Genomic DNA, 23516 nt, shown 5'->3' on the forward strand with positions numbered 1-23516 from the left:
ATGCATAGAGGACCAATTACATCTGTTTTATCAACTCAGCACGACCAAATTGTTTACACTGGCGGCTATGACCGCTGTATTTATCAGTGGAACCGGGCGACGGGAGAAGGAACGTTTATTGGCAGTCACGAGCATATCATTAATTCTATATCTCTTTCTGAAAACGGAAAGTATTTAGCGAGTGCATCGTCAGACTATACGATTCAATTGTATGATACAGGCACAAATACCCGAATCCGCACGTTGTTTGGTCATGCAGATGATGTAGAAGCCGTCGCTTTTGCGAAGCAGGATACTTTGCTTGTATCCGTGTCCAGAGATAGAAGATGCTTAGTCTGGGATATCGAAACGGGCGCTATTTTAAGAGAATTCCATGGCCATAGCAAAGATGTATTAGCTGTATGGATACATGGTGATAAAGCTTATACAACAGGTGATGATGGATATGTCCTTGTATGGCTGTATGAAACCGGAGAAATCGTAGGGGAAATCGGCCCGTTTGATTATGAGCTCGATACGATCAGCGGCAGCAATCAAAAAGAAGTATTCGCACTTGGCAGAGATGATGGCACCGTTATTATTTACGATGCAGCTACTTTACAGGAGAAGAAAATCATCAAAGCCCATTTACAGGGCGTCAAGCGCGTGAATTTTTCTCCAAGCGGCAATTACTTGCTGACAGCAGGCTACGACCATTTAATTAAGCTGTGGAATTATGAAACAGGTGATTTAGTCGATACACTGCTGCCTCATAAATATCAGTGGGAGCGCTCACTTGTCTGGACAGAGGATGAGAAGTCAATACTAGGAGCCAGCTTTGGAAAAACATATTGTGAATGGTCGATCGAAAAGGGCAAAGTCGTATCAGATGAGATCGAAATGGCGACACCATCTATCAATGATATTGCGCTGACTGATGCAGGTGATATTATTACCGCATCCGATGATGGAAAATTCAGAAAAAATGGGATTGAAATTGCCAAATCGACGGGCGTTTTAACAAATGGAGTAGCTGTTGCACGGGATGGAAGCTATTATGCGTGGGGAGACCATGCAAGTCAGGTGCATATTGTTCATGAGTCATTACAGCAAATGGTTTCGTTTGATCTTAACACAGGTCCGGTCAACAGCGTGTATTTCCACGAGGAGGATCGTCAATTTTATATTGGAACTTACGGCGGTTATGTACATGTCATTTCGACAGAACACTTAAAGGAAATCGGCCGTTCCAAAGCACACGATTGTGCAGTTAAAGCATTAAAGGTAGAAGGAGATCTTATCATCACAGCAGCAGTTGAAGGAACCATTTGTCTTTTAGATAAAAAGAGTTTGTCCTTAAAAGCGGAGTACATTGGTGCGACAGAGCTGTTAAATGATGTCTTTATTGATAGTAAACGAGACCGTATCGCCATTGTCAGCCGCGACAAGAATGTGAGATTGTTTGATTTGCATACAGGAAGAATTTTAGGCCAGCATAACGAACACCAGTATTCGATTAAATCGGTCACAGTCACAGACTCAGGCTATATTGTAAGCGGTGATTATTGGGGCTATATCGTTGTGTGGAATCCAGAGCTGGATGTCAACACCGGCCCAATTAGAATTGCCCAAAATGGGATTAGTGCCATCAGACAATTAGGCAATGATGTATATGCAAGCTCATATGACGGCGGGATTTATCACGTTCGAGAAGATGGAACGCATACCGAAGTACTACGCTTATTTGAACAATTTCCGAAAGAAGTAATCTCTCATTAAGAAAAAGAATGTAAGCGGGGGATTCTCATGATAAGTGTTTGCAAGGAACATATGAAAAAAGGTCTGTCTGTACTCAATTGTCCGCATGTGCTCCTCATTAATAAATATGAATGTCGCAAATGCTGTTTTTGTAAACAACGAGCATCTTATAAACTTTTTTATTCCTTGCCTTACTATGATCGATCTGAAAAGAAACGGATGGAAAAAATATAGCACATGAGAATAGAACTCCTTCATTCCCTGAAGGAGTTCTTTCCCTTGAAAGAGAGGAAAGGAGATTTACATGAAAGACGATGTTTTTTATATGAAGCTAGCGATTGCCAACGCAAAGGCCATGAAAGGACAAACCTCGCCAAATCCGCTTGTCGGAGCAGTGGTAGTCAATAAAGGTGAGATCGTTGGAATTGGTGCTCACATGAAGGCGGGCGAACCGCATGCTGAAATTCTTGCGCTGCAAATGGCAGGAGAAAAGGCGAAGGGAGCTCATCTATATGTGACGCTCGAACCTTGTTCGCATCATGGAAAAACAGGTCCTTGCTCAGAAGCCATTATAAAGAGCGGGGTGAAACGTGTGGTCATTGCCACTGGGGACCCAAATCCACTTGTAGCAGGTAAAGGGGTCACGATGTTGAAACAAGCAGGGATAGAAGTAGAAGAAGGGGTATGTAAGCGGGAAGCGGACAGCTTAAATCTTCCTTTTTTTCATTCGATACAATCAGACCTTCCGTATGTCATATTAAAAACAGCCATTTCATTAGATGGGAAAATTGCAACAGCTCATCAAGAAAGCAAATGGATTACAGGGACAGAAGCGAGGAATGAAGTGCAGCAATTACGTCAAGAAGCAGATGCTGTGATAACAGGCGTCGAAACCATTATTCAAGATGATGCAGGTCTTATTGTGAAAGATTCAATCGTGACACAGCCTATTCGTGTCATTTTAGATTCCACCTTAAGGATTCCGCTTCATGCGAAATGTTTAAATGATCATATGGCAGAAACCATCATTTGTACCTCAAACAAGTACGATCAAAAAAAATACCATCAACTGGTGCAAAAAGGACATCAAGTATTTGTCACAAGCGGAGAAAATCGGACAGATCTTCATGCGGTGTTACGTATGCTGAAAAGGCGCTCTGTGATGTCGGTGCTTGTAGAGGCGGGAGGCAGTGTGAGCGCATCCTTTTTAGAAGCGTCCCTTGTGAACGAAGTCATTATTTATATGGCACCATTATTAATTGGAGGGAAAGATGCACCTACTTTCTTTGAAGGAGAAGGTACGAAAACATTAAAAGAAGCCATCCGGCCGGTAGATATGGATTATAGTATGGTAGGAAAAGATTTAAAAATGACGATGAGACTTTAATGAAAGAAAGACCTTGTGCAAGAAAGTGCAAGGTCTTTTGTTTATTTTAAAAAATAAAAGTGTACATACACCATTCCCAGTCATGATGAATACGATGGATGGGGGTGATTCCATGAAAAAATGTAGGCAATGTGGTAAGACATATCCAACTCATTCGACAGACCACTACCAAAAAGGAAGCTGGTATGATGCGTACAAGGACGATGGCTGGGAATGTGATAGTTGTAAGAAAGGGATATCAGAAAAGCCAAGGAAACCAGTGAAAAATCCTTGCTGCGGAAAAGATCCTTGTGTTTGTGTGATTCAAGGTCCGCCAGGCGGGAGAGGAAGAAGAGGCCCAGCCGGTCCGGCGGGTGCAGTGGGTCCAGCGGGTCCAGCAGGTCCAGCAGGTCCAATCGGTCCAACGGGCGTAGGTTTAACAGGCATCTTGGCATTTGATCCAGCAGTAGCACCAACCTTCCCAGTAGGTCAAGTGGTGACATACGATGGCAGTACGTACGTGGTCAATTCAGCACCGCCATTAGGTACGCCGGATACGTCGGCGGATTATACATTATTAGCTGCAGCGGGGGAAACAGGTACAGGGCCAACAGGTGTCACAGGAGATCCAGGTCCAACTGGAGCCACAGGCGCCACCGGCGTGGGTTTAACGGGAGTCGTACCGTATGATGCTGCAGCAGCGCCAGGATACCCATTGGGGCAAGTGGTGACATATGAAGGTGGAACATATCTTGTGAACACAGCATCACCAACAGGTACACCAGATACATCACCAGATTATACGTTATTAGCAGCCGCAGGCGCGACTGGCGTTACAGGCGCTACCGGTACGGGTGCAACTGGAGCAACGGGGGAAATTGGTCCAACCGGAGTTACTGGCATCACAGGAGCAACGGGGGAAATTGGTCCAACCGGAGCCACCGGCGTCACGGGAGCAACAGGAGAAATTGGCCCAACCGGAGCCACCGGCGTCACGGGAGCAACAGGAGAAATTGGTCCAACCGGAGCCACTGGCGTCACGGGAGCAACGGGAGAAATTGGCCCAACTGGAGCCACCGGTGTCACAGGTGCAACTGGGGTAACTGGTGATACGGGCGCAACAGGTGCAACAGGGATCACAGGAGCGACGGGAATCGGCTTAGCCGGCGTCACGGCGTTTGATCCAGCGGCAGCCCCAACGTATCCAGTAGGTCAAGTGGTCACGTATGAAGGTGGAACCTATATCGTGAACACAGCACCGCCAACAGGAACACCAGATACGTCACCAGATTATACGTTATTAGCTGCCGCAGGCGCGACTGGCGTGACAGGTGCAACCGGTACAGGAGCGACGGGAGCAACAGGAGAAATTGGCCCAACCGGAGTCACTGGCGTCACGGGAGCAACGGGGGAAATTGGTCCAACCGGAGTTACTGGCGTTACAGGAGCAACGGGGGAAATTGGTCCAACCGGAGCCTCCGGCGTCACAGGTGCAACTGGGGTAACTGGTGATACGGGCGCAACGGGTGCAACAGGGATCACAGGAGCAACGGGTGCAACAGGGATCACAGGAGCGACGGGAGAAACAGGGGTTACCGGAGCAACGGGTGCAACAGGGATCACAGGAGCGACGGGAGAAACAGGGGTTACCGGAGCAACCGGTGCAACTGGAATAACCGGAGCCACGGGAGAAACAGGGGTTACCGGAGCAACCGGTGCAACTGGAATAACCGGAGCCACGGGAGTTACAGGAGTGACTGGAGCGACCGGTGCAACTGGATTAACCGGAGCCACGGGAGAAACAGGGGTTACCGGGGTTACCGGAGCAACTGGATTAACCGGAGCCACGGGAGAAACAGGGGTTACCGGAGCTACGGGAGCTACGGGAGCAACAGGAGTTACCGGAGCCACCGGAGTCACAGGAGCCACAGGTCTAACCGGCGCAACCGGAGCAACAGGAGTGACCGGTGTAACGGGTATTACAGGTTTAACTGGAGCAACGGGTGTAACCGGTGCAACAGGAGCCACCGGAGTCACAGGTACAGGAGCCACAGGAGCCACCGGTCCAACAGGAGTGACAGGATCGAGTGCGATCATTCCGTTTGCATCAGGTACACCTGCTGTCCTGACAACAATTGCGGGCGGTCTTGTTGGAACATCCAGCTTGATCGGATTTGGTAACTCAGCGACAGGTGTCAGTATTTTAGGCGGAGTAATTGATTTAACCGGCGCTGCAGGCACTTTACTCAACATGGCGTTTTCAGTTCCGAGAGCTGGAACGATCACGTCATTTGCTGGCTATTTCAGCACAACAGCAGCTCTTTCTTTAGTCGGCACGAGTATTACCGTAACGGCTAGTCTATTTGCTTCACCGACACCAAATAACAGTTTCACTCAAGTAGCGAGTGTCACTTTAGCTCCAGCCTTATCCGGGGTTTTAACGCTGGGTGCGATTGCAAACGGTATTGCGACTGGTCTAAATGTACCAGTTACACCGGAAACTCGATTGCTTGTTGTATTCTCCGCATCAGCTACTGGTCTATCCTTAGTGAATACCGTAGCAGGCTATGCGAGTGCTGGTTTATCGATCACGTAATAGGTATACAGGGACGACTCGATGCCTGAGTCGTCTTTTTGTTTGAAATAATTTTCTCTTAACTTAGTCAGAAAAAATGATATCATTTTCTTAGAGTCTATTCGGGTGAATCTACTGAATTAGGGGTTGTAGCGGTGAGGATGGGCAAAAGGAAAGTCACTTTACAAACGAAAATTTTGGGGTTAATTATCGGGCTTTTGCTTGTTGTCATTGCATTATTAACCATTTGTTTTGGTTTTCTGCAGACATCAGAAAGGCAGGGACAAGCTGAACAGCTGGCGGTGCAGACCGCTAGAACAATATCATATATGCCGCCCATTAAAGCATCGGTGGCTCTATCAGCGTCCCAAAATGAAGAACAGGCAGTGCTTGAGCAAATGAAGGAGCAAGTAAGAGCACATGCCATCTTCATTACCAATCGAAAAGGAAAGGTCCTTGTTCATACGAATCATGAGGACGTAGGAAAGACCATCAGTGTATCGGAAGGAAGAAGTACTCTCTTATTTGGAGGAACCTCCATATCAACTGATGATTCTAATGGTGAAACCGTTGTCAGAGGCAGTGCACCCATTATGAAAGAAACAGAAGGGCATGAAGAAATTATCGGCACAGTCACCGTCGAATTTTTAAAAAAGGAAATCGATCAAGCGACAGCTCATCAGCTATTGAAGCTTAGCTATATTGCCCTTCTTGTGCTCTTGCCGGGCATATTCGGTGCGATTTTTTTAACGAAGAGTATTCGCAAAGATACATTAGGGCTTGAGCCGCATGAAATAGCTTCGTTGTATCGAGAAAGAGAAGCGATGCTGCTCGCTATAAAAGAAGGGATCATTGCGTTTGACCAGAAAGGCGCGATTACGATGATGAATACATCAGCTGAGCACATGCTGCGCGTCTCATCAGAGTTGCCCCTTCATATTGATCAAGTCTTGCCAAATGCCAAACTTCTTCTCTATTTAAAATCAGAGAAGATTGAACCTAACATCGAAACCGTCGTCAATGATAAAACCTATGTCTTAAATGTGAAAAAAGTAATGCAGGAGAATCGAGTATTCGGAGGGATTGTGAGCTTCAGGGAGAAAACAGAGCTGACGAAGCTGCTGGATACATTAACAGAGGTCAGTCAATATTCAGAAGACCTGAGGGCACAAACGCACGAATTCTCAAATAAGCTGTACGCCATCTTAGGCCTGCTTGAGCTGAAGCAAGTCGATGAAGCCATCGACTTAATTAAAGAAGAATATCATCTGCAAAACCGTCAGCACGATTTACTCATGAAGCAGATTCGTTCTCCTAAAATACAAGCCATCTTACTTGGCAAGTTAGGGAAAGCATCTGAGAAAAAAGTCCATTTCCACATTGATGAAAATAGCTCACTAGAGCCGCTCCCAGCTCATTTAAGCCTATCTCACTTTATCACCATCATTGGCAATCTCGTAGATAATGCTTTTGAAGCTGTATTAAATAAGGAGAAGCGCAAGGTAGACCTGTTCATCACAGATATTGGGTTTGATATTATCATAGAAGTGTCAGATTCAGGTGATGGAGTGAATGAAGAGGAGCTCTCACAGATTTTCACAAGAGGCCATTCGTCAAAGGGAGAAGGACGAGGCTATGGGCTTGCAAATGTGAAAGAAGTGTTGGACGAGCTTGGGGGCTGGATTGAAGTTGCGAACCAAAAAGAAGGCGGTGCCATCTTCACTGTATACATACCGAAAGGCACAAAGGGGGAATAGATGGTGATTAAGGTACTCATTGCGGAGGATGATTTTCGAATCGCTGCCATTCATGAATCTTATATACAAAAGATAGAAGGATTTAAGGTCGCTGGAAAGGCAAAGAGTGCAAAGGATATGTGGGAGGCGCTCCAGAGGGAACAAGTGGATCTCATCTTGCTTGATGTCTATATGCCTGATGAGCTCGGCACAAACCTGCTGCCGCTTTTAAGAGAACGCTATCCTGAAGTAGATGTGATCATTATCACGGCTGCAACGGAAACGACGCTTTTAAGAGATGCGCTTCATTACGGAGTGGTTCATTATTTAATCAAACCGGTGACCGCACAAAAGTTTGCACAAGTTTTAACCGAATATAAAGAGAAGAAAGACATCATCAATTCAAAAGATGAAGTCAATCAAACGATGATCGATCTGTTTTTTGGGCAGATGCAGGAAGAGCCAAAACAAAGGGATGACAGAGATCTTCCTACAGGCATCAATTCACTGACCTTGGACAAAGTGAAAACATTGATGGCATCCGAGATTAGCGGAATTACAGCAGAAGAACTCGGGGAAAAGATGGGCGCATCACGTACAACGGCGAGACGGTACGTAGAGTATCTCGTGACAACAGGGGAATGCCGGGCAGAGCTTGCATACGGAATCATTGGCAGACCTGAACGTAAATATTACCCTGCCAAACAAGCGGAGTCATAAAAGATGAAAAAAGGAATACTTTTTGTGATCGTGCTCTGCCTTTGTATGACGCTCACCTTTAATGAAAAAAAGGCCGGTGATTCTTTCCTGCAGCAAAGCTCCTTATATATTGTGGTGTCGGGTGTACCAGAGGGGGGATTTGACCAAACGGCTCAGGTGATGAAATCAGTGCTTGAACAAGAGAAGCTGGTGAACCGGCCTGTGAACATTCTTTATCAAAGAGGCGGAACGGTGGATAAAGGATGGACATACATGATGGAGCGAGAAGCCAACTATATCAGTTTAAATTCAAGCTTATTGTTAAGCCGTAATTTGCTTGGCAGCAGTAACGTGACGATGAATGATGTGACACCGCTGGCAATCCTTGCAGAAGAGTGGCAGGTCGTCGCAGTCCCAGTGGATTCTCCTTTTTCAAATGGGAAGGAGCTGTTACACGCACTTAAGAAAAAACCAGATTCCTTAAAAATTGGGTTTGCCCCTGATTTTGGAAATGATGATCAAATCTCATTCGCCCGGGCAGCAGAAATGGCAGGAATTGATCCATATCGCATTCAATTTTTGAAATTTGACAGTGCAGATGATTTATTTCAGGCGCTCATCGACCATGAGGTGGATGCAGCAACGACTACCATTACAGAGGTTCGTCATGATTATGAAAAAAAGAGGCTGAAGCTCGTAGCGACGACAACCAGCCAGCGCTTAGATGGATTTGAAGATGTGCCGACATGGAAAGAGCAGGGCATTCCGCTCATCTTTTCCCATTGGCGCGGTGTGATGGGCCCAAAACAAATGAGTCAGCATGAGGTTCGTGAATGGGATCAGCTTCTTCAAAAAATGACGAAAACGAAGTCCTGGAAAAAGCGATTAAAGCAAAAGGGCTGGACAAGTCGTTATATGAACAGCAAAGAGGCAAAGGTCTTTATGGAAGATCAATTAAGGCAATATGAGCAATTGATACAAGGAGAACAAGCGGTCGAGTGAGACCGCTTCCAGCGTGTAGACAAACCCTTGCATTCGGTGTTCTGTGTGCTGGTGCTCACGAATCTCATATTCGCTCCGCTCCAGTACTCATCCTTCCTAGACTGCAAAGGTTTTCTATCACACTGAAAAGAAGACAAAGGGCTTAAATAAACCCTTTGTTTTTTTCATGGAATTAAAAAGCCCAATGTTTGAACAAAATGAACAAAAAGCATTTATCGACCGAAAAAGAATTAAAATTCATAATATTTACTTCAATTCTCACCTCAGATATGATGACAAAAAGGGTTGGAAATGGGATACCAACACATTAATGAAAGCGTATACAACACAAGGGGTGAACAATATGTTAGCAATCTTAGGATTTCTTATGATGATTGTATTTATGGTTTTGATTATGACGAAACGTATGTCTGTTTTAACGGCATTGGTGTTAACACCAATTGCATTTGCTCTTATTGCAGGTTTTCATTTTACTGAAATTTCAGACATGATTGTCAAAGGTGTGCAGCAAGTCGCACCAACAGCAGTCATGATCATGTTTGCGATTTTGTACTTTGGCATTATGATTGATGCGGGTTTATTTGACCCAATGGTGGCGAAAATTTTAAAAATCGTTAAAGGCGATCCATTAAAAATCGTTGTCGGAACAGCTGTCTTGACGATGCTTGTTGCACTTGATGGTGATGGAACGACAACGTATATGATTACAACAACAGCGATGCTTCCACTATTTACGCTGCTTGGCATCCGTCCAATTATTTTAGCGGGTATTGCCGGGGTCGGCATGGGAATTATGAATACAATTCCATGGGGAGGAGCTACTCCTAGAGCGGCGAGTGCACTTGGCGTTGATCCTTCACTTTTATTTGGACCAATGATTCCAGTCATTGGTGCAGGGGTTCTCAGTATGATTATTGTTGCTTATTTTCTTGGAAAAGCCGAAAGAAAACGCCTTGGTGTGATTGAACTTGACCAGCCGATTCATGCAAATGAAATGGCAGCGGCACTGCAAGATGACATCAAACGGCCGAAGCTTTGGTGGTTTAACCTGGCGCTGACTTTGTTATTGGTGCTGCTGCTTGTATCAGGTAAAGTCAGCTTAACTGTTCTATTTGTTCTTGCTTTCTGTGTGGCGATTATCGTGAACTATCCGAACTTGGACCAGCAGCGTGAGCGAATTGCGGCTCACTCAACAAACGTTTTAGCCATTGCTTCGATGATTTTTGCGGCAGGTGTTTTTACAGGTATTCTAACTGGAACGAAAATGGTCGATGAAATGGCGATTTCGATTGTATCTGCAATTCCAGAGCAGCTGGGCGGCTTTATTCCAGTCATTGTCGCATTAACAAGCGGGATCTTTACTTTCTTTATGCCGAATGATGCATACTTTTACGGCGTACTGCCGATCCTATCAGAAACAGCGGCAGCATATGGTGTCGATAAAATTGAGATTGCCAGAGCTTCTATTATTGGTCAGCCGATTCATATGTTAAGTCCACTTGTTCCATCGACTCATTTACTTGTTGGACTTGTTGGGGTATCACTGGATCAGCATCAGAAATTTGGGATGAAATGGGCTGTGCTGGCAGTCGTCGCTATGACCGTCATGGCGGTTCTCATTGGGGCCATTTCCATCTGGTAAATAAAAAAGTGTCTGCTGCGGGCAGGCACTTTTTTTAGGTCATATTGCCGACCAGGCTCCATTCATTTGCCCTAGACAAAGACAAGCCTGTTCCTCCAAAAGATTTATTTTTGAAAAATACTGACACTTTTGCTGTTTTTTTCTTTATAATGCAAATCAACGAAGGGAGAGGATAGCATGTCCAAACGAAAAGGCACAATTCTTTTTGCTGCTGCATGCCTCTTAGCAGGCAGTTTGTCGATGGTGAGCCCAGCTTCAGCTCATGCAGAAACCCCTTATTATGGAAAGAGTTATGAACAGCCGGCTTCAGTGAAAAAGCTATACCCTGAGCCTGACGAGACGTTTGATACCCCTGCCTTTCAGAAAAAAGGAGAAGCATTTACGACCCAAGAAGAGCTACAAACTTTCTTACGAGACATTGTCCGCAAAAGTCCTTACGCCACGCAGAGACAGATTGGAACATCCATTGAAGGCAGATCCATTCCGGCTCTGTACTTTACAAAGGATCGCTCCATCACGCCACTTTCAAAAAAGCCAACCATCTGGCTCCAAGCACAAATACACGGAAATGAACCAGCCTCCGGTGAATCTGCTCTCGTCATTGCAAAACGATTAGCAGGTGAAGAAGGAGAGCGTATACTCAATCATGTCAATATCATCATTGTCCCAAGAATCAATCCTGATGGTTCTTATGCGTTTGACCGCAGACTGGCAAACGGATTAGACGGAAACCGTGATCATATGACATTAGAATCTCCAGAACTGACAGCCCTGCATCAAGAATTTAATCGGTATGCGCCAGAAGTGGTCATTGATGCCCATGAATACGATGTGGGTCAAAAGCAGTTTGAAAATATCGGTTCATCAGGCGCTCTCAAATATCATGATTTGCTTATTCTTTCAGGGAAGAATCTAAATATTCCAGAAAGCATCCGGCTGACATCAAATGAGTTGTATGTAAACGGAGTTCGTGAAACGCTGACAAATAAAGGGTTTTCTAACGATTTGTATTATACAAACACAAGAGGAAAGGATGGAAAGATCGACATCTATGAAGGTGGAACGGATGCGCGAATTGGCCGAAATGCCCTTGCACTTTCGCCAGCCCTGTCATTTCTTGTAGAAAGCAGAGGGATTGGGATTGGAAGAGAGGATTTTGCCCGCCGCGTCGCTGTCCAAGTAGCCACCCATGAAAAAATCATTGAAACTACAGTGAAACATGCCAAACAGGTGAAGCAGCAAATGGTGACAGAGCGGCTGAAGCTGGTCAAAAAAGGACTGCTGCCAAATGATGATGATCAGGTAGTCATTCAAGACGATTTCAAAGCATCTGTCAATGACTCGCTGGAAATGGTTGATATTGAGATGGGACAAACGACTCAAGTTCCTGTACGCTTTCACAGTGCGAGCGATGCTGTTCCCGTCTTAACAAGAGAACGGCCGACAGCTTATCTCATTCTTCCGGGGCATGAAGGAGTAGAAAAGAAACTCAGAACATTAGGATTAAAAAGTGTCACATTGCCGGCTGGCATGAAAGTGCCGGTACAAGCCTATCAAGTGACAAAGCGAGAGGAAAAGAGCAAAACAGATATTCAGCTTGAAACAAAACTCGTTGACAAGAAACGCCAGCTGCCAAAAGGAACAAAGGTATATGTCACGGCACAGCCGCAAACCAATTTGCTCTCACTTGCCCTTGAACCAGAATCAAAGGACAGCTATATGTCATCAGGGTTTATTGCTTCAAAAGCAGGTGATGAACTGCCAGTCTATCGTTTCATGCTTCCAAAAAAGACGTTAGGCATTCAATAAAAAGGACTAAAATGATAGCCCTTTATCAAATGTAAAAGCGGCACTAGGCGTGCCGCTTTTTTTATTTTCGTCCAGCTCTTATTTCATCTGTCATGCCTTCATATGGTGCTTCTGCGATAATGGTTTCGTCATTCACACCTGCATGATGGATATACGTAATGTCCGCAAATTCTGGGACAACATATTTCGGATAGGTTTCGTATTTTTCACGAGATTCTTTCATGAGATCGATGTAGTCATTTTGATAGCAGACGGTGATGTCTGGACGTTCATGCACCCATTTTGGGAAGAAGATGACGCCATGCATGCGTTTTTCTTCAGGCATAAAGTTCAGAGAGACGTCTGTACCAGTTGGTTCTGTCCAAGAGACTTTGTATACGCCTTTTGTCAGCTTCACAATATTTACTTCTTGATCACGGACCCAGCGTCCTCCAACCATTCCGCTATGAATGCGGTAATCAATGGTGTGATCGTTTTTAATGTAAATCTCATATTCCCAGCCATTTTCATACGTATAAATCATATGAAGTCCAACGAATTGATCCATGTTTATTCCTTCTTTCATTAGAATGATGTTTTTTCAAACATGTTGTGATTTACATATTTATTTTAAAGTCTATGGTATACTATTGTCAAAGAATAAGCGTTGGAGGCACATCATGAGAGTACTAAAATATGCCATTCTTGGCTTGCTGGATCAGCATGAGCTGACGGGATACGATATCACAAAACATTTTAAGGATTCCCTTGGACAGTTTTGGAGTGCGAAGCACAGTCAGATTTACCCTGAGCTGAAGCGTCTTACAGAGGAAGGATTTATTGAATTTGATATTCACATACAAGGAAAAAAGCTGGAGAAGAAGGTCTATCAAATCACAGCGGCAGGAAAAGAAGAATTGCGTCAGTGGTTAAAAACAAAAGATCCGATTCCGGAAACAACAAAGGATGAATTCATGCTCAAAACCTTTTTCATCTCCTCCATGGACAAAAAAGAAGCGGCTGACCTGTTTGCCTATCAACTGTTAGAGCGCACCAAGAAAGTAGATGTGCTGGAACAAAAGCTGCACGCTTTGACAGAGGAAGACCCTTCTGCTGAATCGCTGCATTCAGCTCAATTTGGGCATTACTTAGTGCTGACAAGGGCAATTGAAAGAGAAAAAGGCTATGTCCGCTGGCTCCAAAAGACCCTTAAACGTATTGATTCATCTATGGTCTAAGGACAATGGTCGGATGATATGATAAAAAATGGTTTGAAACGAGTGAATTTATCAATAGAAACCGCTACAATGGATATATTCGTATTAAAGTGAGGCGAGTATGTTTGAGTAATCAAGAAGCGTTGTGGATTGAAGCAGAAGCTTTTATTTCTGTATGCTATGAAGAATTAAACAAGTCAAATGAAGAGAAAGCAGCACGTCTGCATGAAATAAAAAAAGAAATTGAAACTGAAGGAATTTATACGCATACACTAGAGGAATTAGCTCACGGGGCGAAAATGGCATGGCGCAACAGTAACCGCTGCATTGGCCGTTTGTTTTGGTCGACCCTGCAAGTGCATGACTGCCGGCATGTAAAGACAGAGGATGAGGTGAAGGAGGCGCTCTTTCATCATATTGAGTATGCGACAAATGGCGGGAAAATCAAACCGTCCATTACGATCTTTCCCCCAGAGAAGAACAGGCAGAAGGAAGTCGTCATTTATAATCATCAGCTCGTTCGTTATGCAGGCTATAAAACTGAATATGGCATCATCGGCGACGAGGCATCTCTTGAATTAACAAAATTATGTGAAGAACATGGCTGGAAAGGGGAGGGCACACATTTTGATATTCTGCCTCTCATGTTTCAGCTAAAAGATCAGCCGCCTGTTCTGTATGAGCTTCCGAAAGAAATCGTCCAAGAGGTAGAGATCACCCATCCTGAATACGATGAATTCCGTGATTTAGGACTGAAATGGTATGCGGTTCCAATTATTGCTGATATGAAATTAGAAATTGGCGGTATTCATTACAATGCTGCACCTTTTAATGGCTGGTATATGGGCACAGAAATTGGTGCACGCAACCTAGCGGATGAAAACCGCTACAATATGCTGAAAAAAATCGCTTCTCTTTTAGGACTGGACACAACCAAGAATTCGTCCCTTTGGAAGGATAAAGCCATTGTCGAATTGAACGAGGCGGTTCTCCATTCTTATCGCGAAGCAGGGGTGACCATTGTTGATCATCACACAGCAGCACATCAATTCAAGCAGTTTGAAAAGCAGGAAGAAAAGGCTGACCGCAAGCTGACTGGGGACTGGACATGGCTGATTCCCCCAGTATCACCAGCTGCTACCCACATATTCCACAAGAATTACGACAATACCATTGTGAAACCAAACTATTTTTATCAGGACAAGCCCTATCACGGGACAGAAAAAGCCTAGCGAAAGCTAGGTTTTTTTATTATCTTATTCGAAAATCCTGATAATGAGCAAGCTCAGCGAGCGGCTCCATTTGCATGTCGGTGACTTTTGAAAAAGGACTTCCTTTCCGGACAGTCTCTAAGAAATCAATCACTTTCTGCTGCTCACCCTCTACCTTTAACTCGACATGACCTTCATCTGTGTTGCGTACCCAGCCTTTCATTCCACGATTGACAGCTTCTCCCTGAACAAAATAACGAAAGCCGACTCCTTGCACACGTCCTTTTACAATGGCGTGATAATGAATCATGATCATCACTCCTTTTTTCACATCGTACCATAGCCTGCATCTGATCTTCACGCCTCGACTATGATTTGATTGTCAAACGATGTAAAATAAAAGCCAGTAGACAACCAAAGGAGATGGCCATCGTGGGACAAAAGAGATACGACATAGAAGGAATCCAAGTGGGACAACCTGTCATTACCTATGCGAATGGAAAAGAAATCAAAACAGCCATCAACAAAAGGCGCATTCATGAGCCTGTGTATTTAAGTCAGGTCAATTTTGAAGGAGATGGTCAGGGGGATTTGGTTCATCATGGGGGTTATGATAAAGCCGTCTGCGTCTTTCCGTATGATCATTATGCTCACTTTGAACAATTTTTAGGGGTTCCATTACAGGAAGCTGCCTTTGGCGAGAATGTAACAGTACGCCAGCTAGTCGAAACGAATGTGCATATTGGCGATGTGTTTCAGCTTGGAGATGCATTTGTTGAGGTGAGCCAGCCAAGACAGCCTTGTGTGAAATTGTCTCTTAAGCATGGCAACATGAAGCTTGTAAAGGAAGTGCAAAAAACAGGGTATACAGGCTTTTATTTACGTGTATTGAAAGAAGGCATGGTGCCGCCTGATGCATCGCTAGTACTAGTAGAAAAAGCGTCCCATCACATTACGGTCCATGAGGTCAATGAAGTCAAATATCGTCAAACAAGTCCAGAGAGACTGAAAGCCGTTCTTGAAGTAGATGCCTTAGCAGATGTGGTCAGGAAGTCTTTAGAAAAACGAATTCAGCACATTTAAAAAAAGCCGTACATCAGCTTAAGATGTGCGGCTTTTCTAAGCTTATGAGCTGCGTTTCTTTTGCTCAAGAAGATTTGCAAGGAAATATGTTTTTAAGCTTTGAAGCTTTCTTCCTTCATGCTTGGTCACACCAAGCTTCTTTAATTCTTCGACATACCAGCCTTTGCTACCATAATGCATGATAGAAAACTCCTTTCAATTGAAACTGCCTGCATTGTAACATCTCAAAAAAGAGGTGAAAAGCGTGCAGGTGTCAAGAAATGAAAACTGATTCTATCTGCCTATGATCCATGTATATGCTGGAAATATTGATTTATGAATTTGGCGGGTTGAGGGTAACGAGGATCATGCCGACCGTCATAATCATGATGATAACACCAAGATAGGTCATCATGGATTGTTTTTTCTTAATCCCTACAACCGTTAAGATAATACTTTCGATGAAAAAGATAACACCTATGATGATGAACCACATATCAAATAAGACCCCTTTCGCATATCTTTGCCTATTTTACCACAGGCTTTTTTGTTTAGTCGTGACAGATTCGTGAAACGGGCATGAAAAAATCCCCTCCAGTGAAGGAGGGGACCCGCTTGGCTTACAGCTTTGTTAAAATAATCGGTTCGTCTTTAGTAATCACAATCGTATGTTCAATCTGTGCCACTAGACTTTTATCTGGTGTTTTAAATGTCCAGCCATCATCAGCCTGATAAATCGATTCAGCATTTGTTGAAATGAAAGGTTCAAAGGCAATGACTGTGCCATTTTTAAACAAAGCATTATCGAATGGATCATAGTAGTTCAAAATATGGTTGGGTGCTTCATGCAGATTCTTCCCAATGCCGTGTCCTGTCAGGTTTTTAATGACAGTAAATCCTTGTTCTTTCGCTGTATTGTAGACCGCACGGCCAATTTGGTTTTGTCTTTTACCGGCTTTTGCATGCTTTAATCCTTCAAGGAACGCATCCTCCGCACACTTACATAATGCTTCAAGCCGAGCATCACCTGTTCCTAAAACGAATGAAATACCTGTATCGGAATAATATCCGTCAAGCTCTGCTGAGATATCAATGTTCACGAGGTCGCCCTCTTGTAAAATGGTTTTTTCACTAGGGATACCGTGTGCAACTTCATCGTTTACGCTGATACAAGTGGTACCAGGAAAGTCATATTCCTTTTCAGGTGCTGAATTGGCACCGTGCTCTTCTAATATTTTTTTCCCAATCAAATCTAATTCTTTTGTAGACATGCCTGGTTTCGCTTGGCTTTTCATTTCTTCTCTTGCCAAAGCGACAATTCGGCCGACTTTTTTTAAGGCTTCTAACTCATGATCATGTTTGACAATCACTGTTCATTCCCGCTTTCTATATCTTCATTCTATTCAATAGCTTACCACATTTTACGCAAAAAGAGTAAAGAGCGGAATTCAAATGGATGTGGACAAATTGGTATAGATAACTAGACGTGCATATGATATATTTTTTATGAACATCATGAATGATTTTGGTCATGATGATGACAAAGGGGGGAAATCAGATGGTGTTTCAGTTTTTTCAAAAGCTAGGAAAATCATTTATGCTTCCAATCGCTGTACTTCCAGCAGCAGGGATTATTTTGGCCATTGGGCGGGAGGATGTATTCAATATCCCGTTTATTCATGCGGCAGGGAATGCAATTTTTGCGAACTTGGCTTTAATTTTTGCAATGGGTGTAGCGATTGGTATTTCAAAGGATGGAAACGGGGCAGCGGCATTATCAGGAGCGATCTCTTATTTTATTTTGTCAGCCGGTACAACGTCGATTAACTCAACCAACAATATGGGGGTATTGGGCGGTATTTTATGCGGGCTTTTGGCAGGTTATGTTTACAATAAATTTAAGGATACGAAACTGCCGGAATACTTAGGTTTCTTTAGCGGAAGGCGGCTTGTGCCTATTATGACCGCACTTTTCACCATTCTATTAGCAGCCGTTTTCGGATATGTATGGCCGCCGATTCAAAGTGTAATCAATGATTTAGGAGAATGGATTTTAAGTCTTGGGGCAACAGGTGCAGGGCTGTTTGGTTTCTTTAACCGATTGCTCATTCCATTAGGACTTCACCATGTCTTGAATAACTTATTTTGGTTTCAATTCGGGGAATTCAGCGGGGCAACAGGGGATTTAGCGCGATTCTTTAAAGGAGATCCAAGCGCGGGTGTCTTTATGACCGGATTCTTCCCAGTGATGATGTTTGGTCTGCCAGCGGCATGTCTAGCCATGGTTGTAACTGCAAAGCCTGAGAAGCGAAAAGCAACAGCGGGTCTGATGATTGGGATGGCACTTACATCATTTATAACAGGGATCACTGAACCAATTGAATTTTCTTTTATGTTTTTATCTCCACTTTTATATGGTGTCCATGCTATTTTGACGGGGCTTTCGCTTTTTATTGTAAACACCCTCGGGATTCATAGCGGCTTTGCCTTTTCAGCAGGTGCGATTGATTACGTCTTAAGCTTCGGAATTGCGCAAAAACCGATCTTGCTTCTTGTAGTAGGAATCATTTATGGCGTCGTGTACTTTGTCGTTTTCTATTTCCTCATTAAACTATTAAAGCTGAAAACACCAGGCAGGGAAGATGATGACATGGAGGATATCGCAGCGGATGATACGGTGACGGCAGGAGGAGCGAGTATGCTCGTAGAGGGACTTGGCGGCAAAGACAATATCACCACGATTGATCATTGTGCCACACGTCTTCGCTTAACAGTAGAGGATACAAATTTATTAAATGAAGGTACATTGAAAAAAGCAGGTGCCAAAGGGGTCCTGACTTCTGGAAAAACAACCGTACAAATCATCATTGGAACGAATGTAGAATTTGTCGCAGATGAACTCCGTAAGGAAGTCGATCGAGATTAAAAAAAACGTTCAGCCAGGTCAAATGGGCTGAACGTTTTTTTGTTTACGCTGTTCGATCACCAGTACAATGCTGATGACAACAAGTAAAAACCACGAACTGATTTTACCAAGATGGACGAGAGACCAAGCATGCTGCTGATTTGGATATTGCCATGCGCCTAAAAAGGTCGTGACATTTTCGGCCACCCAAATAAAAAAGCCAATCAGGAGAAATGAAACAACAAGCGGCATTCGAAAGGAAGATGGACCAACCTGAAACGAAACCGACGTTTTCCGAAACACAACAACAAGCAGACATGTCAGCCACCACCTGACATCATAGAGCCAGTGATGCGTAAAGAAATTGAGATAAATGCACAAACTGATGCCAATTGAAAGAAATGGATGAGGCCAGTCGGCCACTTTTACATGAAGTCGTGAAAGTGCCTGATAAATATAACTAGCCACACTCGCATACATAAAGCCGCTATAAAGTGGAACCCCAAATATTTTTGTATAAGCGTCTTCAGGGTAGGACCAAGAGCCCATATGTACTTTATACACTTCTAGACAGATTCCTATGAGATGAAATAGACAAATGACCTTTAGCTCCGCCCAAGTCTCCAGCCGCAGCGTCAGCATCAGGATCTGAGCTGCGATGCAAAGCAGTAGAATGAAATCATACCGGTGAAGAAAAGGAATAGACACCGTCTTTGATAGGGCAAGCGCCGCAAAGATCATGACGGGGAATAGACATGAGATGGCTTGTAAATAAGCAAAATGAAATAGTGTTTTCATACAAAATTAAACCCCTTTTTACTGTCTGAAATGACTTAGACGGTTTTAGCAAGGGAAAAGTTTACCTCAACTAGATATTCATGAACAATTTGTGAATATATATGTGAAAAAGATCACAAATAACATTCTGCATAGTATAATAAGATCATAAAGAAAATGTGAAATATTTCACATAATTTAAAAGGAGGCATCATCATGTTTACAAAATTCTTACAAACGAATGTATGGGCAGCCGTTATCCTTTTGGCAGCAAGACTTTATATCGGATGGACTTGGCTGACATCTGGTATTGGAAAACTAACAGGTGGATTTGATGCATCAGGCTATTTACAATTTGCAATATCTGAACCTGTCGTCAAGGATGGTCATCTAGTGTATCCGTTCTATGTATGGTTTTTAGAAAATGTCGCTTTGCCAAATGCCGGACTATTCAGTGCCATGGTCATGTGGGGAGAAATCTTAGTAGGCCTAGGATTAATTGTTGGATTGTTTACAACAACGGCAGCCTTTTTTGGAAGCGTGATGAATGTCTCTTTCTTACTAGCTGGAACTGTCTCTGTGAACCCGCTGCTTCTGCTCATAGCCATCATTATTATGGCAGCGAAAGGGAATGCAGGCAAATTTGGACTTGATTATGTCGCAGGTCCAGTCCTCAAAAGAACAATGAAAAGAAAGCCGCAGTTAGAAGTGGCATCATAATAAAGAAAAGCATCCTGAGCACAAGCTCAGGATGCTTTCAGCGTGTAGACAAACCCTCGCATTCGGTGTCAGGTCTGCGCTCCGGTGCTCACGAATGTCAAATTCGCTCCGCTCCGGTACTCGTCCTTCCTAGGGCTGCAAAGGTTTTCTATCACGCTGAAAGGAAGAAAAAGGGCTAAAATAAAGATCATTTTAGCCCTTTTTTATTTAAGAATCGGCTTTAATGAGGTTGATATGCAGGACGGTGAGCTCATGCTGACTCATATCTGGATCATGGCCTACGATAAATTCGAGTTCATAATCACCGGTTCGATACACATATTTTTTCTCTTTTGTCTGCGGAATGGTACTCACTGAATCCGCTGGTCCAAGCTGTTTCTTTAGTAACGAAGGGGTCATACCGCCGATATTTGTTTCTTTTTCTACATTTGTACCGAAATAACGGATTTCATCAATTTTGCCTTTCGCATCATAGTGAAAAGCAAATCCAGGATTCCCCATTTCAGCATGATACAAATCAAAGCTGCTTTGACCTGTTTCTGGATATGGATGTCCGAGCTGATGATGAACGTCTTTTTTTGTTTGAACGCCTATTTTCAGTCCCTTCGCATAGTAGGGCATTTGTCCTTTATGTGCCAGCTTATAAATGCTGTTAAGCGCGGCTTTTGGACCTTGAGGAACGGATTGCTCTGCTGCTGGTTTAATCATGGCGTGTGCTGAGACCGCAGGGCTGAAACCGAATAGGGCCGATGAAGCAAGTGAGGCAGTTACGACAAAAGTTGCTGTTTTCTTCATGATAAATCCCTCCTTCTTCTCCTATACCCGGGGCCATCATGATCAAACGTGAAAAGAACCAGCTGATCAAGGATCGGCTGGTTCTTAGCATGAGAACGTTATTTTGAAGAAGAGCTGGATTCATCTTTGGCGGAAGAGGAATCCTTTTCATCCTGTACTTTCTTTGTATAATCATAATCGTTGCGGTCAATCGGTGTAAAGCCTTTAGGCTTGTAGAAACGGAGTAAATCTTCGGTGACAATCTTATCAGATGTCTCCAGCATCTTTTTCACCGTTTCATTTTCTTGCGATGCCTTGTCAGTTGGCTCGATTTTCTCGCCTGTTTTGTTGCTGTAATAGTTATTGCCTACTTTCGTGTAGTCCTTAGACACGAAGTCACCGTTTCTAAATGGCACAAGCTCTTTAAAGTTCTTCGATAAGATATCAGAACCAGACATTAAATAGTTCTTCGTATCATCGCCAAGCAGGTGCAGAAGAGTTGGTGCGACATCGACTTCACCAGAGTATTTATGAATCTGTCCGCCTTTTACGCCAGGAACATGGATAAAGAGCGGCACACGCATGAGCTGCGCATTTTCATAATCTCCAATTTTTTGCCCTGTCACTTTTTCCATCGCTTCATTATGGTTTTCAGAAATACCGTAATGATCGCCGTACATAATAACGACTGTATTGTCATAGAGACCTGACTTTTTCAAATCGTTGAAGAACTGTTCAATCGCTTCATCTAAATAATGAGCCGATTGGAAGTAGTTATCGACGACAGAGTCACCGAAATCACCAGGCTCGAAATCAGTATCACCTTCATCCATTCCAAATGGGAAATGGTTCGATAAGGTAATGAATTTCGAATAAAACGGCTGCTTCATGTTTTTAAGAATTGGCATCGATTCTTTGAAGAACGGTTTGTCTTTCAGTCCATAGTTCTTCGTATCCTGCTCGTTCATATCGTAGTACTCAGAATCGTAAAATCTGTCATATCCAAAGGATTTAAACATTTCATTACGGTTCCAGAAGGTTTTCGTATTTCCATGGAATTCTGCTGACGTATATTGATCCTTCTTCAAAATACCAGGAAGTGCTTGATATGTGTTTTGCGCCTTGTTAATAAAAACAGAGCCCTGTGATAATGGGAATAACCCAGTATCCATCATAAATTCAGCATCAGACGTTTTTCCCTGTCCTGTTTGATGGAAGAAGTTATCAAAGTAAAACGTTTTGTTGTCGTGTGCCAATGAATTAAGGAATGGCGTTACTTCTTTTCCATTGACCTTATAATCAATGACAAAGTTTTGCAGAGATTCAAGAGAAATTGTAATGACGTTCATGCCTTTCGCTTTCCCGTAATAAGCAGGGTTAGGATCAGCGCTGTTCGCTTTTAAATAGTTCTCTACATCTGTCACGTCATTTGAATTTGCCAGAGCACGCTGGCTGTTTGATTTCACATTTTGAATGGCATCAAACACAGTAAAGTTATAAGCGCCTAAATATTTAACTAAATAATTGCGGTCGAACGATCTTGATAAAAGCTCTGGACGATCGATCTCTGCAGCCACTAAGTTTAAAACAAAGATCACAACAGAGGACACAAGGACGAGTCTAAACGATTTTGACTTTTGAACAGGTACAGTGGCTGTACTTGTTTGCTGCTGCCTTTTCATGCGGACTGCAAGTACGATCAAAATGATTGTATCAATAAAGTAAAACACATCAGTCCAACGCATGAGTGAAAATGCACTATCACCTAATTGTCCGCCATTCGTTCCTGCCTGCATCACTGTAGGCAGCGTGATAAAGTCATTGAAGAATCGATAGTACACGATGTTTGCGTATAGTAAAAAAGACATGAAAAAGTGAATCACAATGATAGCGGCAGGCTGCCATTTTTTCTTGAACAATAAAGCAAAGCCAAGAAAGAACAAGCTGGAGCTAATAGGATTCACGAAAAGCAAAATATGCTGAAGCACATTTGATATACCAAGTTTAAATTCGATTAAATACGCTGAATACGTTTTGAGCCATAGTAAGACGGCTGCAATCAGAAAGAAGCCGAGACCTCTTTTTTGAATAAATGTTTTCATATAAACACTCCTTTTCTCCGTTAAACGGAAGAGGCGGAACGAAAGAAAACGAACCATTAGAATATACCACGAAATGCACAAATAGAAAAGTCATAACCAGTGAAGAGCCTTTGGAAGCCTGTCCGAGCAATAAAAGGAGAGAAAATGAAAATATTCGCCCATCGAAAAACTTTTTATGAAAATCGACCTATTATTGACAGAAA

At 43.4% G+C, this 23516-nt stretch carries 21 protein-coding genes; 13 read left to right on the plus strand and 8 right to left on the minus strand.

Annotated elements, in window-relative coordinates; genetic code table 11:
* The 8 genes from NSQ25_RS03620 (at position 1) to NSQ25_RS03655 (ending at position 12566) form a co-directional block, all read left to right on the plus strand.
* The gene (locus NSQ25_RS03620) at positions 1-1758 is read left to right on the plus strand and encodes a WD40 repeat domain-containing protein (RefSeq protein ID WP_061110493.1); all 1758 of its coding nucleotides are present in this window, start codon (positions 1-3) and stop codon (positions 1756-1758) included.
* Positions 1759-2041: 283 nt separating this feature from the next.
* A complete protein-coding gene (gene ribD, locus NSQ25_RS03625) occupies positions 2042-3124 on the plus strand; it encodes a bifunctional diaminohydroxyphosphoribosylaminopyrimidine deaminase/5-amino-6-(5-phosphoribosylamino)uracil reductase RibD (RefSeq protein WP_034282725.1) in 1083 nt (360 codons plus the stop codon).
* A gap of 112 nt (positions 3125-3236) precedes the next feature.
* Positions 3237-5699, plus strand: a complete 2463-nt coding sequence (locus tag NSQ25_RS03630; RefSeq protein ID WP_342497914.1) for an exosporium glycoprotein BclB-related protein — start codon at positions 3237-3239, stop codon at positions 5697-5699.
* Between the two features lie 140 nt (positions 5700-5839).
* Entirely contained in the window at positions 5840-7435 is a 1596-nt protein-coding gene (locus NSQ25_RS03635) for a sensor histidine kinase (RefSeq protein WP_214755639.1), read from the plus strand.
* A gap of 3 nt (positions 7436-7438) precedes the next feature.
* Complete coding sequence (locus tag NSQ25_RS03640) at positions 7439-8134, plus strand: response regulator (protein ID WP_046314340.1); 696 nt, start codon at positions 7439-7441, stop codon at positions 8132-8134.
* A gap of 3 nt (positions 8135-8137) precedes the next feature.
* Positions 8138-9115: a tripartite tricarboxylate transporter substrate-binding protein gene (locus NSQ25_RS03645; protein ID WP_046314227.1), complete on the plus strand. Its 978-nt coding sequence runs from the start codon at positions 8138-8140 to the stop codon at positions 9113-9115.
* A gap of 343 nt (positions 9116-9458) precedes the next feature.
* Positions 9459-10757: a citrate:proton symporter gene (locus tag NSQ25_RS03650; protein WP_034283666.1), complete on the plus strand. Its 1299-nt coding sequence runs from the start codon at positions 9459-9461 to the stop codon at positions 10755-10757.
* Positions 10758-10934: 177 nt separating this feature from the next.
* Entirely contained in the window at positions 10935-12566 is a 1632-nt protein-coding gene (locus NSQ25_RS03655; protein WP_214755640.1) for a M14 family metallocarboxypeptidase, read from the plus strand.
* 61 nt (positions 12567-12627) lie between these two features.
* Here the strand turns inward: NSQ25_RS03655 and NSQ25_RS03660 are convergent, their stop codons facing one another.
* Positions 12628-13113, minus strand: coding sequence for a phenolic acid decarboxylase (locus tag NSQ25_RS03660; RefSeq protein WP_008341777.1), 486 nt, complete (start codon positions 13111-13113; stop codon positions 12628-12630).
* Positions 13114-13225: 112 nt separating this feature from the next.
* Here NSQ25_RS03660 and NSQ25_RS03665 point away from each other — a divergent pair, with 112 nt between their 5' ends.
* Together NSQ25_RS03665 and NSQ25_RS03670 are read left to right on the plus strand one after the other, a co-directional pair.
* Complete coding sequence (locus NSQ25_RS03665) at positions 13226-13783, plus strand: PadR family transcriptional regulator (RefSeq protein WP_034283668.1); 558 nt, start codon at positions 13226-13228, stop codon at positions 13781-13783.
* A 104-nt stretch (positions 13784-13887) separates the two neighbouring features.
* Positions 13888-14994 carry a nitric oxide synthase oxygenase gene (locus NSQ25_RS03670; protein WP_326136711.1) on the plus strand — a complete coding sequence of 369 codons (1107 nt, stop codon included), beginning with the start codon at positions 13888-13890 and terminating at the stop codon, positions 14992-14994.
* Between the two features lie 19 nt (positions 14995-15013).
* Here the strand turns inward: NSQ25_RS03670 and NSQ25_RS03675 are convergent, their stop codons facing one another.
* Positions 15014-15283, minus strand: coding sequence for an acylphosphatase (locus tag NSQ25_RS03675; RefSeq protein WP_214755642.1), 270 nt, complete (start codon positions 15281-15283; stop codon positions 15014-15016).
* 122 nt (positions 15284-15405) lie between these two features.
* Here NSQ25_RS03675 and NSQ25_RS03680 point away from each other — a divergent pair, with 122 nt between their 5' ends.
* Complete coding sequence (locus NSQ25_RS03680) at positions 15406-16056, plus strand: MOSC domain-containing protein (RefSeq protein ID WP_214755643.1); 651 nt, start codon at positions 15406-15408, stop codon at positions 16054-16056.
* Between the two features lie 42 nt (positions 16057-16098).
* Here the strand turns inward: NSQ25_RS03680 and NSQ25_RS03685 are convergent, their stop codons facing one another.
* The 3 genes from NSQ25_RS03685 to map all read right to left on the minus strand — a co-directional run bounded on the left by NSQ25_RS03685 (position 16099) and on the right by map (position 17405).
* Complete coding sequence (locus NSQ25_RS03685) at positions 16099-16236, minus strand: YflJ family protein (protein ID WP_064497716.1); 138 nt, start codon at positions 16234-16236, stop codon at positions 16099-16101.
* 133 nt (positions 16237-16369) lie between these two features.
* A complete protein-coding gene (locus NSQ25_RS03690) occupies positions 16370-16531 on the minus strand; it encodes a hypothetical protein (RefSeq protein ID WP_087976421.1) in 162 nt (53 codons plus the stop codon).
* A gap of 124 nt (positions 16532-16655) precedes the next feature.
* The gene (gene map, locus NSQ25_RS03695) at positions 16656-17405 is read right to left on the minus strand and encodes a type I methionyl aminopeptidase (protein ID WP_024424611.1); all 750 of its coding nucleotides are present in this window, start codon (positions 17403-17405) and stop codon (positions 16656-16658) included.
* Positions 17406-17593: 188 nt separating this feature from the next.
* Here map and nagE point away from each other — a divergent pair, with 188 nt between their 5' ends.
* Positions 17594-18961 (plus strand): N-acetylglucosamine-specific PTS transporter subunit IIBC, encoded by a 1368-nt coding sequence (nagE, locus tag NSQ25_RS03700; protein WP_061110558.1) that lies wholly within the window; start codon positions 17594-17596, stop codon positions 18959-18961.
* 18 nt (positions 18962-18979) lie between these two features.
* Here the strand turns inward: nagE and NSQ25_RS03705 are convergent, their stop codons facing one another.
* Positions 18980-19738 carry a DUF817 domain-containing protein gene (locus NSQ25_RS03705; protein ID WP_144496702.1) on the minus strand — a complete coding sequence of 253 codons (759 nt, stop codon included), beginning with the start codon at positions 19736-19738 and terminating at the stop codon, positions 18980-18982.
* 195 nt (positions 19739-19933) lie between these two features.
* Here NSQ25_RS03705 and NSQ25_RS03710 point away from each other — a divergent pair, with 195 nt between their 5' ends.
* Positions 19934-20437, plus strand: coding sequence for a DoxX family protein (locus tag NSQ25_RS03710; protein WP_034283676.1), 504 nt, complete (start codon positions 19934-19936; stop codon positions 20435-20437).
* A 207-nt stretch (positions 20438-20644) separates the two neighbouring features.
* On the opposite strand, the gene NSQ25_RS03715 is transcribed toward NSQ25_RS03710, so the two are convergent.
* Positions 20645-21232, minus strand: coding sequence for a YjgB family protein (locus NSQ25_RS03715; RefSeq protein ID WP_046314241.1), 588 nt, complete (start codon positions 21230-21232; stop codon positions 20645-20647).
* Between the two features lie 98 nt (positions 21233-21330).
* A complete protein-coding gene (locus NSQ25_RS03720; protein ID WP_046314243.1) occupies positions 21331-23313 on the minus strand; it encodes an LTA synthase family protein in 1983 nt (660 codons plus the stop codon).
* Positions 23314-23516 lie beyond the last annotated feature (203 nt).

The sequence above is a fragment of the Bacillus sp. FSL R5-0512 genome, assembly GCF_038593295.1.
Taxonomy (GTDB): domain Bacteria; phylum Bacillota; class Bacilli; order Bacillales; family Bacillaceae; genus Bacillus; species Bacillus safensis.